Origin of the sequence: Maribacter cobaltidurans (assembly GCF_002269385.1) — a bacterium.
In the GTDB taxonomy this organism is placed as follows: Bacteria; Bacteroidota; Bacteroidia; order Flavobacteriales; family Flavobacteriaceae; genus Maribacter; species Maribacter cobaltidurans.
The window spans coordinates 2,773,509-2,787,936 of record NZ_CP022957.1 but is presented as its reverse complement, the minus strand read 5'-3'; the positions used below and the strand labels follow the sequence as shown (position 1 = coordinate 2,787,936).

The 14,428-nt window shown below is 46.2% G+C and carries 15 protein-coding genes; 11 read left to right on the top strand and 4 right to left on the bottom strand.

What is annotated here, in order from left to right:
- Together CJ263_RS12340 and CJ263_RS12335 are read left to right on the top strand one after the other, a co-directional pair.
- Positions 1-465, top strand: a complete 465-nt coding sequence (locus CJ263_RS12340; RefSeq protein WP_094997553.1) for a hypothetical protein — start codon at positions 1-3, stop codon at positions 463-465.
- Positions 462-818: a hypothetical protein gene (locus CJ263_RS12335; protein WP_094997552.1), complete on the top strand. Its 357-nt coding sequence runs from the start codon at positions 462-464 to the stop codon at positions 816-818. Before CJ263_RS12340 ends, CJ263_RS12335 begins: the two co-directional genes overlap by 4 nt.
- Before the next feature lie 72 nt (positions 819-890).
- Here CJ263_RS12335 and CJ263_RS20965 read toward each other — a convergent pair whose 3' ends face one another.
- A complete protein-coding gene (locus tag CJ263_RS20965; RefSeq protein WP_158657146.1) occupies positions 891-1,064 on the bottom strand; it encodes a hypothetical protein in 174 nt (57 codons plus the stop codon).
- Between the two features lie 45 nt (positions 1,065-1,109).
- On the opposite strand from CJ263_RS20965, the gene CJ263_RS12330 reads away from it, so the two are divergent.
- From CJ263_RS12330 to CJ263_RS12290, 9 genes are all read left to right on the top strand, one after another.
- Positions 1,110-1,433 carry a DUF4133 domain-containing protein gene (locus CJ263_RS12330; protein ID WP_094997551.1) on the top strand — a complete coding sequence of 108 codons (324 nt, stop codon included), beginning with the start codon at positions 1,110-1,112 and terminating at the stop codon, positions 1,431-1,433.
- Entirely contained in the window at positions 1,418-4,024 is a 2,607-nt protein-coding gene (locus tag CJ263_RS12325; protein ID WP_094997550.1) for a TraG family conjugative transposon ATPase, read from the top strand. The genes CJ263_RS12330 and CJ263_RS12325 overlap by 16 nt, the downstream gene beginning before the upstream one ends.
- Entirely contained in the window at positions 4,021-4,650 is a 630-nt protein-coding gene (locus CJ263_RS12320; protein ID WP_094997549.1) for a hypothetical protein, read from the top strand. The genes CJ263_RS12325 and CJ263_RS12320 overlap by 4 nt, the downstream gene beginning before the upstream one ends.
- An 8-nt stretch (positions 4,651-4,658) precedes the next feature.
- The gene (locus tag CJ263_RS12315; protein ID WP_158657145.1) at positions 4,659-5,564 is read left to right on the top strand and encodes a type IV secretion system protein; all 906 of its coding nucleotides are present in this window, start codon (positions 4,659-4,661) and stop codon (positions 5,562-5,564) included.
- 8 nt (positions 5,565-5,572) lie between these two features.
- A complete protein-coding gene (locus CJ263_RS12310) occupies positions 5,573-6,199 on the top strand; it encodes a hypothetical protein (protein ID WP_094997547.1) in 627 nt (208 codons plus the stop codon).
- 64 nt (positions 6,200-6,263) lie between these two features.
- On the top strand, positions 6,264-7,232 hold the full coding sequence (gene traM, locus CJ263_RS12305; RefSeq protein ID WP_158657144.1) for a conjugative transposon protein TraM: 969 nt from the start codon (positions 6,264-6,266) through the stop codon (positions 7,230-7,232).
- On the top strand, positions 7,229-8,212 hold the full coding sequence (locus tag CJ263_RS12300) for a DUF4138 domain-containing protein (protein ID WP_094997545.1): 984 nt from the start codon (positions 7,229-7,231) through the stop codon (positions 8,210-8,212). Before traM ends, CJ263_RS12300 begins: the two co-directional genes overlap by 4 nt.
- A gap of 90 nt (positions 8,213-8,302) precedes the next feature.
- Positions 8,303-8,854, top strand: coding sequence for a conjugal transfer protein TraO (locus CJ263_RS12295; protein WP_094997544.1), 552 nt, complete (start codon positions 8,303-8,305; stop codon positions 8,852-8,854).
- Positions 8,855-8,865: 11 nt separating this feature from the next.
- Positions 8,866-12,222: a TraQ conjugal transfer family protein gene (locus CJ263_RS12290; protein WP_094997543.1), complete on the top strand. Its 3,357-nt coding sequence runs from the start codon at positions 8,866-8,868 to the stop codon at positions 12,220-12,222.
- 43 nt (positions 12,223-12,265) lie between these two features.
- Here CJ263_RS12290 and CJ263_RS12285 read toward each other — a convergent pair whose 3' ends face one another.
- From CJ263_RS12285 to CJ263_RS12275, 3 genes are all read right to left on the bottom strand, one after another.
- On the bottom strand, positions 12,266-12,751 hold the full coding sequence (locus CJ263_RS12285; protein ID WP_094997542.1) for a hypothetical protein: 486 nt from the start codon (positions 12,749-12,751) through the stop codon (positions 12,266-12,268).
- Between the two features lie 279 nt (positions 12,752-13,030).
- Positions 13,031-13,516 carry a phosphatase PAP2 family protein gene (locus tag CJ263_RS12280; RefSeq protein WP_094997541.1) on the bottom strand — a complete coding sequence of 162 codons (486 nt, stop codon included), beginning with the start codon at positions 13,514-13,516 and terminating at the stop codon, positions 13,031-13,033.
- 24 nt (positions 13,517-13,540) lie between these two features.
- The gene (locus CJ263_RS12275; RefSeq protein ID WP_094997540.1) at positions 13,541-14,347 is read right to left on the bottom strand and encodes a M90 family metallopeptidase; all 807 of its coding nucleotides are present in this window, start codon (positions 14,345-14,347) and stop codon (positions 13,541-13,543) included.
- Positions 14,348-14,428: the final 81 nt, after the last annotated feature.

The window sequence follows — 14,428 nt, the reverse complement described above, 5'->3', positions numbered from 1 at the left end:
ATGGGCAAAAAAGTAAACGTTAAGGACTTGCTGGAATCGGCCATCCTAGAGAATACGGATACCAAGGAAGAGGTCGAGGGACTTAGGGAACAACGGCACGGCACGGTCGGAAAAGTTGGAAAAAGTCCAATCCGGAAAAACAAAAGAAACGATGACTACGTTAGAGATGGTAACACGCGTGGGGCCACGGGACGTACATTTCCCTTGGCAAAGTTAAGCCGTAGGGAACAAAAGAAGGTAACGGATTTCGAGACGTTGCTGAAGCAAAACAATTATATCGACAAAAAGGAGCAATTTATCTTTAGATTGAGCAAGACCTGTTTCGAGGACTATGAGCGACTGGCCAGCGCATGCAGCTACAAGTTGGAAAAAAAGGTCTCGCGCAACGATATCATGCGAAAGGCCTTGGAGCTTTACCACCAAGAAAACATTCGGGAACTTCAACGAATTATCGACAAGATTTGAATTGGCAGTGGGAACATATCGTCTATGCCGTCATCGGTATCCTGTGCCTGCTGTGGTACTTATGGATCTTTGTCATACTTAAAAAATCAAAAAACGAAAAAAATGTTCAGGAAAATGATTCATATATGCAAAAATCACATATATTTGTAAAAAACACATCTTCAAAGGATAAAGATATGGGCCAGTTACTCAACCGTGTCGATGAGAATGAAACCAGCTCCGAGCTGTTGGATATTTTCAATGCGTCCGATAAAGATGTTCAGAATGAATCCTTAATTCCAGAACATGAAAAATTCAAGATTATCAAAAACTCCGAGTCCCCTCCGGAACCGGAGGTGGACGACTCCGATTAACGTCTTCCTGACACTATTCCTTATTGTTGCTTTCCATTCGGCCGGCTTTGCCCAGATCGATGAACTGGTCGATCAGGTCAACGAGGCGGAACAGGGTACGGCACAGATAGGGAACAGTATTTTCCGTATCATCAAGATTGCCGCGGGCGTACTTCTGGCCATTGCGGCACTGGCCTTTCTCATCATTAGGGAACAGAACCAGGACATGGCCCGTAAAGTGGGCAACGCCATTGTGGGGCTGGTCATTTTCTACGGCCTTATCGAAATCGGGGAAAACTTGGCCAACTGATCATGGAAAACAAGCTGGTCAAAATTCCAAAGGCCCTGCAAAAGGACGTTTCCTTCTTTGGGCTTCGCGCCAAATATGTGGACCAAGCCTTTAAGGGCTCGTTCCTGTCCCTGATGGTGGGACTGTTCCTCAGTACGGTCATCCCGACCTTTCTTAGCCTTTTGCTCTCCTTCTGTACAGCGGCACTCTATATCGCACTCATGCTTTTCTATTCAAAGGCTTATGGGGAAAACGGTTTTATCAAGTCCCGAGCGGACAGAAAGGGGCCGGATACCATTAAGGGCCATGTCAACAAAAAAAAGCTGGTGCTATGGAAAAAAGATTGAATCTTCTGGATGCCTTTCCCATTTATGGCTATGAGGCACCGATCTTGGTATCCAAGGAACGGGGTTGCCTGAGCATTCCGCTGCAATTGGAACTTCCCGAAACCTACACTTTGGACAGCAAGGATTATCTGAACCTGAACCGGATGGTCTCGGGTATCTTGGAAATCCTGGGCGAGAACTGTCTTTTGCACAAACAGGACCTGTTCTTCGGGGAAACCTATTCCATGGACCGGCAGCGGTTGGAACGGGATTTTTTCGAGACCGAGGACGAATGCTATTTCAAGGACAGGCCTTTTTTGGAGCACCGGTGCTATCTGGCCATCCACAAAGTACCCAAAAACTATATCGGCCGAACGCCTATCGGGGCCAATTCCTTCCTAAAAAAGGAGCGCCGGTTCTATGGCCAAAGCTATGTTCCCGAAGAATACCTCGATGGGGACACAATGGCGGATTTCGAGGCCAGGGTCGGTGCCGTCAACGACCTTATCAACGATTCGGGCCTGATGAGCTCAAAAATCCTTGATTCCGAGGGGCTGTTTGGACGATCGGGCTATTACGATAGTTATCTGGAAGCGGGCTACGGGGAAGGTACGGGTAGGGATATCGACTTTTCCGACCACGGGCTGCGGGTCGGCGACAAACAAGGGCAATACTTCACTTTGGAAAATCTGGACCAGTTCTCCAAGGAGGATATGGCCTTCCACGAGTATTTCGGAAAATACAGTACAGGGGACAACCTCTTCCCCATAGGAAACCTGTTTTCCTTGGGGTTCAGGATTCCGCAGGAACATATTGTCAACCAATATATCTATATACCCGAAAAGGAGAAGGCCATGGCCAAACTTCGGTCGAAGGCGAAACGACTTGACAAATATGCCCGGAACCGCAAGGGGGACAAGAACAGCACCTACCGGGACCAAATCTATGAGTTCCAGCAGCATATCCTGAACGAGCATAAGGAACTGGTCTATTATCACTTGAACGTATTGGGCATTTCCAATTCCAAAAAGTCCTTTAGGTCGATGTGCAATTCCGTCCGGTCGGCCTTTCGGAAGCTGGGTATTCATGCCAAGGAAAATACCGTGGATCGGAAAAACCTCTTTTTTGGGGGTATCCTTGGCAACGGCATTGGGTTGAGCATGGAACTCTTCAGCCCCTTTTCCTCGGAGATGGCGGCCAGCCTTTGGTATTTTGAAGGGGGATATCGAAACAGGATGCACGGCCCCCACGGCCTGCGCATGGTCGATAGGGCCACGGGAAAACCTTTATTGGTAAGTCTCTACCGCGATCCCGAGGCAAAGGACTGGATCTTTAACCGGGGCATGCTCATCGCCTCCGGTTCCGGTGGCGGAAAGACCTTTTTTGCCAATGCCTACCTGTTCTCCGAATATCGCGAGGGAGCGGAAATCCTCATTCTTGAGAACGGGAATTCCTATGACAAGTTGCTGGACCATCTGGACGGGGTCGTCATAGAGAACGACGACAAAAATCCCTTTACGTTCAACCCCTTTATGCTGGATCCGGGGGATATGGTAGAAAAAGACGGCCAAAAGATGCTTACCGAGCACAAGCTGACGCAGCTTATCGCATTGGTCTATCTTCTATTGGGGCGAAAGGATACTACAACGGACGACGGTCATGACAGTGCCGTAATCCAGACCATTATCGAATTGTTGGTACAGGGATATTATAGGGACCAGTTCCTTAAGGATAATCCCGATAACTCCTTCAATACTTTTTATGGGTATTCGGAAAGGCATTTGGAGCGGCTTATGGATTCCAAGGGCATACGAAAGGAAGTCTTCGACCCCAATCTGTTTTTACTGCTCTTGGGCAAATATGCCCACGATGGCCCCAGGGCATACCTGTTGAACAGTAGGGACAAAAGGATAGCCCAATTGGGTCGTGAAAGGTTGGTATACTTCAAACTCGAAAACCTGATCGAAAACGAACAGCTCTTTCCGATCCTGGCGTTCCTAATGATCGATGTGTTCGACAAAAAACTGAAGGATCCAAAAAAACTTTCCCTAAACAAAATATTGGTCGTTGACGAGGCGTGGAACCTGTTCGACAATCCGATAATGGCCAATTATTTTGACGCCAAATCCAGAATGGCCCGGAAATATGGGGGCCAGCCCATTTTTATCTCGCAAAAAGTAAGCGATTTTGTCAAATCCAAATACATAGGCAATACCATCGTAGTCAACAGCCATATCAAGGTATTGCTTGACCTCGGCGAGTTCGGCAATTCCTTTGGGGAGATCCAACGGTTATTGGGCCTGAACGAGAAACAAAAGCAACTGATCCTATCCATCAACAAAGATTTGCCCATAGGCCGAAAGTTGCGGGAAATGGCCATTTGTTGGAAGGACCGCGTCAAGGTGTTCGGATTGGAGACTTCGTTGCCGACCAAATGTCTGTTCGAGACCAATCCCAACGAAAAAGCAAAGATCAACCGTCTCCATGAGAAACACGGTCGTGTTTGGCAAAGAACGGCCAACGCCTACAAACAGCTACAAAACGAACTGGTGGAATCCGGTTCTGGGAATTTGAACGGCATAGATTATAACCCTAAAAATAAAAAACGATGAAGTACTTAAAACCAAAAATTGTTTACCTAAGAATTTTAATCGGGCTACTCCCTTATTTCGGGTCCGCTCAGATTCCCGTGACCGATGTGGCGGCCAATGCCCAACTGGTAATCCTCAATCAAAATGTGGCCACATTGAATTCGCAACTGGTCACGTTGAACTCGACCATGGGCAAGCTTTTGGCACAGATGGAACGGAACGTTACCGCCAATTCCAGTGCCTCCAAGATCCTGAGCCAGGACCTTACGGCAAAACGGACCCCTGCCAGTTATGTCATGGGAAGTCCCGAAATGACCGAACTCTATAACCTGAAGGACAAGATCGTGGAAGCCTATAAGGGTACTCAGAAAAATCTGCGCTCGTTCGCCAATCTGGAAAAGGTGGAAAAGGAACGGGCGACCGAAGCGTTGGCCGATGCCCTCGTGCAGGTTACCTCCTTGGTCTCACAAGGGTCGCATATCGCCTCCACGGGCGAGATCATCGAATCGGCCGACCGGCTTTCGGCACTACGGTCGATCTTGGACAAAATGGACAGCGTGCTGGAAACCATCATAAAAGTCAACACCTCCCTTTTACAGAAAAACGAACACCGCAAAGCGGTCTATTCATTGATTAAGACCAATTGATGTACGTAATGCAATCGGATACAGGTTTTAGGGTAACGGTCAACACGATATTCGACCAATATATCGATGATGCCTTCGCGAATTTAGGCCCTACCTTGGGCATTGGCTTCCAAATGGCAAAGATCGGGTTGGGCATTTTCGCCATCATGCATTTTGTGGGCAATGATCGCGCCGATGTGTTCAAGGCCCTAAAGTGGTTTCCCTTGATGTTCATCCTTTTCAACTACTCCGAGTTTGCACACGCCATCTTTGAATTTTATAACAACCTCGGCTCCTCATTTGTCAGTACCCAAAAGAACTGGGATACCATCGGGCAAAAGGTGGCCTTGGCCCAAATCGATGTGGCAGCCAACAATGTGGTAGAATGGAACATGTTCAGCATGGATATCGATGCGCTACAATCCTTTGCCCTTACGGGTCTGGCAGGTTCCATAACGGCCTTCGCACATATTATCTCTACGCTGATTTTCGTGGGCATCAAGGCATTGGCCACCATTTACCTGTTCATCCTTATCATTTTCGGGCCGATCAATATCGGGCTTTCGTTCATTCCCGCCATTTCGGGCCTTTGGAAAGCATGGTTGCAAAAGTTCATGAGCCTCTGTCTTTGGCTTCCCATGTTATATGTAGTGGATATGTTTATGGTCAATCTTGTCGATGCGCTCGTGGACCATTTGTTGCGTAACAGTGCCTACGACCTCGGATTGATTTTGAGTTCCTCCCTCCTGGTCTTGATGACCTCCTTCTTCTATATCAAGGCCCCTACACTGGCCAACTTTGTAGTGCAGGGACTTAACATATCGGGTGGGGGCATCGTCTCCAAGCCCAAGCACTATGGCAAAAAAGCAATACAAACGGTCATCGATGCAAAGAGCGGCGGGGCCACAAAAGCGGTTAGGACACTTACGCAATAATTAGGATTATGAAAGGAAAATACGAGATATTCAATGATATCGCCCAAAGTAGAAGGCACAACAACAGGCTCGTCTATAGCTGCCTGATCTTGATGATAGCGGTCTTCGCGATCGCCATCTATTTCGTGGTATCGGCCCATGAGCGTGCCAACAATAACGCCTATGTGCTGCACGGGGGGCAACGCCTCCCCATGGTACCGATCAGGGATGCCAAGGAAAACCTCGAAATTCTTTGCGAAGGTCACGTCCAAAACTTTCATGAACTGTTTTTCTCGTTGGAACCCGATCTGAACCTGATCAAAAGAAACATAGAGGAAAAAGCCTTGTTCATGGTCGATTGGTCAGGCAACCGTTTATATGCCCGTTTGGTCGAAAAAAAATACTTCCATGATGTGGTAATGCGTGACTATCACTACTTTGTGGAACTTGATTCGATTCAAATCGACTATGCAACCTATCCGTTTCCGTTTACTTTTTACGGCAAACAGGCCATAGAAAAAGGCAAATCCACAACGTATAGGAACTTGGTCACTAAGGGGCACCTGAAAAAAGCGGGCATTACCCCAAACAACCTGAACGGAATCAAGATTATCGACTTTGAGGTCGTGGACAATTCCGATCTCGAGCGTAGGTAACATGAAATTCAGTGGCAACATAAAACGTTTGAAGCGATGGGTCGTAAGGCACAGAAATTTTGCTATGGCCCTACCTTTTATTCTGGTACTGACCAGTTTTTTTGTCATTGAGAACGTCAAGGATTTTCAAATGGGGTTCGGCGACACTACCGATCCTACGAATGGCTTCAATCCAGAACTTCCCGGCAAGGTTCCGACCTTGGAATCCGAAGCTATCGCCGAGCCTTGGAAATTAAAGGACTCAACTGAAAAGAAAAAGGTAGGGAAATCTTCGTCCTTACCGGACATGACCCAAATGAATGATTCGCAAAACGATTCTCTCCAGAAGATCTTGAAGCGATTGGAAGGACTCTCCCTGGATGCTAAACCACAGGAAACGGTGCAGGCCGAAATCCCCGATGGAAAGAAAACCGTGGAGAGGGAAAAGAAGAGCGCAATGACCGCTGAAGAGCAGAAGCAAAAATTCGTCGAGAACCGCTTGGCCTACCGTGAGATGCTGCTGGAGGGAAAAAAGAAAATAGTCGGGGAATCCTTGAGAGGGAACCGCAGGCCCCAACAGGAACGGATGCCCGTTACCAAAAAGCCAATCTTCTTTAGGGCCACCGTATATGGCGACCAATTCATCTTGCCCAATGAGAACGTAAGGCTCCTACTCATGGAAGATATGGTCCTTAGCGAAAAACGATTTTCCAAAAATACCTTCATCTACGCTATGGCTTCCATACAGGGAAACAGGGTGTATTTGGATATAGACAATATCGAGCACCATCCGGTCGATATCTCCGTCAGGGACTTCAACGATGGCAGGGAAGGAATCTACAACAAAAGGGCCGGGGAACTCTGGAGGGAGTACAAGGCCGAAATGGGAGGCGATGCACTACGAGGGGCCACCGACGAAATTACCAGCGGCGCACCGGATGTTTTAAAAGGCATCGCCCAAGGGTTGGGGACTTTCCTTCGAAAAAAAAGGTTACGGGAAAAAGAAAAAATCCTATTGATGGATGATTATGAACTCTTATTGGCAACACAATGAAAATAAAAGCTGTACTTACAATAATTGGGCTATTGGGGTCTCTATCGGTTATGGCGAAAATGGACACCATTCCGGTTTCAAGGAACTATAAGACCATTCTGGTACTGCCCGCCCCTTATGATTTTTCCATCAATGGGAAGGAGCTGAATTTTTTGGAGTCCTTCCCGACGAAAAATGCTTCCGCAACCTCAGAGCGTATCGTTTTGCTTATCTATAACGATGTGGCGCCCGACACCTCCGATTTTACGAACTATACCATTTATACCCGTGACGGTCGTGCCTATGATTTTATCCTGCAACTTGTGGACATCCCCGCCAAGAAGCGATGGACCATAACCACCGATATGGTCGATAACCTCGAAGAGCTATCCCATAAAAAAAGTGCTACTGAATTGGATGAATCCGACTTTGCCTCACATCCTGACATAAAGGACACTTTAGCAACTACCAAAACAGTTGGGGAAAAATTGGAGATTAAGCTCGAAAAGGAAATCGATGGGGAACCCTTGCCGCTTACCAAGGAATTGTATGTCTTGGATAGAATGGAATATATACGGCGGAGATGTTATTACAACCAGTTCAACAAGGGCAAGATCATCCGATATTTTTCCAAATACGATGATGTATTTCTCTGGCTGGAGAACGTGTACTATGAGAATAACGAAATATACCTACAGTTTCGCTTGGAGAACAAGGAACATATAGACTATGATGTCAATTTTATAAAGTTCAGCATCGCCACCAACTACAAGAATAGTTCGAGCAATGTCAAGACGGAACACAAGCCCTTGTTCAGGTATAAAGTTCCCAAAAAGGTCGAGGGGAATTCCGAGAACTATTTTATGGTGGTCTTCGATAAGTTTACCCTTGACCGGAGAAAGTCCCTCGTAGTGGACCTAGATGAAGAAAAGGGCAATCGAAACCTATCCTTGGATATAGATCAACTTGTCATCAATAACCCATCAGGATTTAAATTATGAAAGGCCATAATGCGCATTTATAAGATAATGACCAACTCCAACCGATAGAATAAAACGATTATCATCACTGGTTGGCTAAATTTTAAATAGATGAAAGCAAAGTTATTTTTCATTACGGTGTTGTTTTGTCTTGCGGGTTCAGCCGTTTCAGGCCAAATGCGGGGGAACCTTGCCTCTTCGGTCGGAGTGAGCGGTGGCTATGTCGAGGATGGATACGGCATTATGGGAACGTTCAATTTTCATCCCAATCGGTTCCAATATTTTCAGATAAGTGTTTTGGCCGCAATTGCCGAGGACAAGGGTGCCCAATATATTCCCTATAATATTTTCACTATTCAGCCGGGGCTGTACTATCGTGTATTCATGGCGCCTCGAAGAAAAAATTTTAGCCTTTTCCTCGGTGGCGGTGGGCTGTTCGGATACGAGGTCATCAATAACGGAAGCAATGAACTGCCCACCGGTGCCCTTATCAATGGTAAAAGCCAGTTTATTTATGGCCTGTATCTCGGTGCGGAAATGGAAATAGGCCTGAGCAATGATTTTTCGCTATTGGTCAAGGCCAACGAATACTACCATGTCAATTCGGACGTGGGAAATTTTTATCCGTATGTCGGCGTCGGCCTACGGTATTTTTTGTTTTAAAAAGCGACGTTATGAAATTCAATACCCCACAACGCATAGTCGCCATAGGTTCGCTATGCATAATATTTATAATTGCCTGTAGCAAGGACTTTGAAGGAATAGTGCAGGATCCCTTCGATTTCACCTTTGATGGTAACAACGAGGAAAACGGTTTTGTATTTGAAGCTGCAAGAACGGATTTCAGCTTGGAACCAGAGCGGATGGTCTCCACCGTTTCCTATTTCATGAAATATAATATCCTTGACGGAAAAGGCTATTATTTAGGTACGGAAAACGATACCATCCGCGAAAATGACACCATTTTGGTCAAGGACTTTGACCTATCCTACCGGTATATGCCCATCGATACGGGTATGCATAAAGTCAAGGTATTGGCCTGGGATTCAAACCAATTGCAAAAGGAGTTGGAGTTGGCCTACAATGTCAAGTACGCCAGTTTCAGCTTTCTCTTGGGAAAGGGTACCGGGGATTTCATTATCAATAGTCGGAATCCCGTAAATGTAACCTTGCTACGGGACAAGAACACGGTAGCTCCGGATGGGGAATCGACCGAGGAATTTGGGATTACCTACCAACTGGAAGATGGTTCTGGCAAGCTCCATTTGGACGATGTTACCTACGATGCGGGAACCCCGTTCAAGTTGCCCAAGGGCATTACCGAATTTGGCTACCTTCCAGAAACCTTGGGCGAGCATAAATTGACCATGGTTGCCAGGGCTCCCGATGGGGCGTCCCTGACGAACGAGCTGCTGCTGACAGTCGGAAATGTCAATTTCACGTTCAGGGCGACGGCGGCATCCTCACAAGTGGAGCTGGACACCAATCTAGCAATCAATATCGATTTGCAGACACAGGACGGGGAAAGCGAAGTTACCTATGATATTAGCCATTCCTTTTCTTCCGATAGCCAAGGCGCGGGAATCGTACGGGACCAAAATGGCGGGGTCATGGACCCCGGGACTTTTCGCGGCATCGATCCCGGCAATTATAACTATACTTTTGAGGACGATGAATTGGGGCAGCGCAAAATCTATTTTGATATACGAGACAGCAATGGCCAGAGGAAAAGGGACAGTGTCGAGATCGAGATTGCCAACATTCCCTTCACGTTTAGCGGAAATTCGGAAAGCAACCAGGTATTCGTAAACCAACGGACACAGCTTAATTTCAACATCAAATCGAACGGCAACACATCCAATATCGATTACTTCCTGACCTATGACCTAGAAGAAGGAAACGGAAGGGTTACTGGGGTCAATGGAAATACCATTCAGAACAATACCGATTATCCGGTCGACTTGGGTAATTTCCCATTGTTTTATACGCCCGAAACCTTGGGCCCGCATCGCATCAATTTTCTCGTTACGGACAATTACGGGCAAGCGGTCGGACCCGTCGAAATCGATCTGGATGCCAATCCACTTGAACTGGAATTCAATGCCTCGGCCAATAGCAACGAGGTATTGGTAGGCCAGCGTGGTACAATTTCATTAAGCCTTATCGAACAAGGGGATTACGATGGGGTTTCCTATGAGTTGAACTACTTCATTTCAGGTGGTGACGCACAATTATACAATGGAAATTCGCCAATAATCCCTAGCCAATATTTTTCGGTAAGTCCGGGAAGCTTTGCGTATGATTTCGTCGGGGAACAGGCAGGAACCTACGAAATAACCTTTTTGCTTCGTGACAGCAACGGTCAGATCCTTGAAGATAAGGTTACCGTCGTTGTCGGGAATAACGACTTTACGGTCAATATGACCCCATCCAAGGCTACGGAATTTTCCAATATTCCGGTAGGTATGATCGTGGATATCGACGAACTGCCCGAGGGAGCGAACGACAGCTACATAGCGTTCTTCTCCTCCAGCCAAAACGGGGCGATGTCCGTAAATGGTATAACCTACGGTCCGGGGGAACAATTTCCCTTGGGCGCCGGGGTCAACAATATTTCCTATACCGGATCGGAACCCGGACAGCACAATATTGTCCTCAGTGTCGAATCAGGATCGGACGTTACCCGCACGGCCAACTCTACCATCACTTTTGACCAGGTCGATTTTACCTTTACCGGGGGCACCCAAAAATCGGATATAACCGTGGGGGAAACCACCGGTCTCAATTTCAATATTTCGGAAAGTGTCGGGTCTTCGGATTACACCATGCGTTTCAGTATGAACGGGAATGCGCTTATCAGGGACAACAATGGTATAGAGGTAAGCCCAGGAAACAGTTACGATGTCAATACGGGCAACTTTAACTGGACGCTCGAAGGAACCAGTGAAAGTACGGTTCGAATGGCTTTCACGGTCCGAAACGATACGGGATTGGAGAAAACTGTGGATATTACGGTAAACGTGGCGGCCAAGGATTACACCTTTACCGCATCGGGCACATTGCAGCAAGCCTATACAGGGGAACAGGTGGATATGAACTTCAATATTTCCGAAATCGGAATCGGTGGGGATACCTACGGGATGTATTTTTCGGCAAGCGGCAACAATGGTTCTTTTGAATATGAGGGCACTAGCTATTCCGCTGGAGAAAGTTTTAATGTACCTGTGGGGGCATTTTCGGGAAAGTATGTCGGAACGACCGAAGGCAGTCATGTCATAACGTTTACGGTACGCTCTTCATCGGATGTGGAGAAAACGGCCAGCGTCAACATCAACTATGAAAGGTACGAGGAACCATTCGAGTTGACCGTTAGTCAGGCTCCAGGGGAACGTTTGGAAGAAGAACCTTTTAACATCACGGTCATTACTAATGCCATAGGCACTCATGACCCGGCCGTGACCTATCAAATGACATTTTCTTTCAATGGAAACCGTGTCGGTTATTTCTTTTATGGTGGGAATAGATATGATGAGGGGGAGACAATTCCGTTGAACTACGGGAGTACCAACCTTACTTTCTATCCAGAGACCTCAAATACGTTTACCATTGATTTTGAGGTGGAGAACTCAACGGGGCATTCCAAAAGCGGAAGCACATTTGTTGACACTTTAGGAAGGCCCGTGGCATTGGTCAAGGGGGAAAAGCACAATGTCAGTTGTGGGGGATTGAACGGTTGTGATTATCAAGTCAGGATCTATACCTGTTTTGATATCGAGTGTTCGGAGGCCTATGGCGGTGCTACGTTGGATCAAGTGGAAATCAGGATATTCAACCGGAGTACCAATCGGTGGGATACCCGCTTATTCAATTACAATGAAGCCTCGGGCGATGGGGTGGATAGGTATTTCATGTTGGAAGAGGAAGCCCGTGAAAGCCGTTTAAAATATCTTGACCAGGACTTTGAGGTCAGGGTCAGGGATACCAATGGCCAATGGAGTGACAAAGTAAGGGGAAGAGTGGTCAGAGTTTGATGTCAAAGGCACTTTTAACGCGCTAAGCTAAGCATAACTAAAACTAGCTTCTCTTGAAAGTGTAGGTAATCACTACATCCTGATCATCCAGAAAATCCTCTTGGTCAACGACCAATCGGTTTTTGGTAAACTCCACGATAATCCAATCGTTGCGGTTATCAAATCGTATGATCCAGTTGTCTATTAGTTCGTACCTATCGTCCTCGACATTTTGAAATGCGGGCACTTCCCCACAGGACAGTCCGTTTTCATTAATGGAAAAAGCACCTTTTTCTTCAGCTCCCCTAGAGCTGAAGAAAGTGAGATTATCCTTTAAACATTGACGTATTTCGTTGGTATTGAACAGGTCTACATTGACCGTACCGTCGCCATTGATGTCCACGGCTGTATTGGAATCAATAGATTCATACTCCCACTGGCCCAACAAAGCTTGGCTCCTATCCGATTCCGCAACGCTGTCGTCGTCGCTATTGCACGAAAAAAATAGCAGCATCGGGAATGCAAAAAAGATGAAAATATTTGGTTTCATTGGAACTAGCCTTGAATTACTACAAATATATCACTAAGGATTACATATTTTAAACAAGAATTTTCGAAATTAATTGTGCTTAGGCAAGATAAATGCATGGAGCACTTTTTTTGTGCCTCCATGCTTTTATGCGCGGTGCTGAGGATGTTTAAAAACCGTAGCCGGAAAGACGACCGAATGCGGGCCAGCGTAGCGTGCTCGCTCGGTCAGGCTTGGAGGCAGAGGGTTTTCAACTTCCGCAGGCACAGGGGAGAGCAATATGAAAATGATCTCTATATTTCAAAAACTAAACATTATCCCCAAAGTTGTGTAACCTTCCAACTGACCTGTAACAAATTCAGTCCTCATGCTTTCTGGTTTTTTCCAACCCAAACCATCGTTTGTATCGATTTTCTTGATTCGTCGATTGGCCGCCGCCTTGCCTACTACATAACCGATAAAAAGACCCAAGGGATAGTCCGAGGCCCAATGTACCCTGCTGCTCATCATTTCGAAGGCCATGATACCCATTAAGGTATAGCCAACGGGCTTTATCCATTTTATCTCAGGATAGTTCGTAGCAATGACGGTAATGGTCGCCATAAAAGTCGCCACATGGCCCGAGGGCATGGCATCGTAGTTGGACGTTCTTGTTTGATATTCCTTGATTCTGAGGAAGAGTGTCCAATGTCCGCCGGGATTTCCGCTATCTATGGCGGGGCCTGGACTCTGCCTTCCAGCAAACCTCTTGATGGTCTGTGTGATGACGCCGATCATACGTGCCATTTACAGCACCCATAGCCTTATTTGTTAGTGGACCTTAACTTTTTGCAATTGTTTTTCTAAAACTACTGGTTCCTGCCTAAAACATTCCACCAGCATTTTATAGAGTTCAGGATGCTTTTTCTTGAGTAAATCGGGCCGTTCAAAAAAGTATTCAGAAGCCACTGCAAAAAACTCGGCTTCGTTGGTGCCGCCATACTTTCGGATATCGGAATGATTATCGCTTATGGCTTCCATTTCCTTATGGATCAACTTTAGCCATGGGATTGCATATTGATGTTTCAATAACCGTTCTGGCACTCCATCGGTCACATCGTCTATTTTATCTATCAGGTGTGCAAATTCGTGAATACCGGTGTTGCTTTTATCAGTCGTATTGGCAAAGCCATGATACAACGCTTTTTTTGATAAAATCATCTGTTTTTCGAACCTTCCGTTACCGACCAATCCGCCAATATTTCGCAGTAGTCCTTTGCTGTCAAATTCTAAATCTTCATTAAAATGGTCGGGATATAAAAGTATACCGCTTAAATTAGTGTAATGCCATTCTTCAAAACCAAAAACGGGAATCACGGCACTTGCGGCAATCAATATTTTGTCCAGTTCCTGTAACTCCAGTTGTACTCCGTCGATGGAAACCTCGCTTAAAAACTGCATCATTCGTTGTTGAAAAACTGCCTGTTCACTTTTGGGAAGTTTCCGGTAAAAGAGTACATGATCCATCAGCAACGGATGCCAATGATTTGGGAAGGGCTTTACCTTTTTTTTTCCTATTCCGGAAAAATAATAAACGGCAAGCGCCAATATCAATCCGAATATAATCGTATAAATCATAGTTGATGTAGCGGATAAGGGAATATCATCTGATTTTAATTTTTCCCAGAATAACCACCATATAATAACAAATTATCCGGT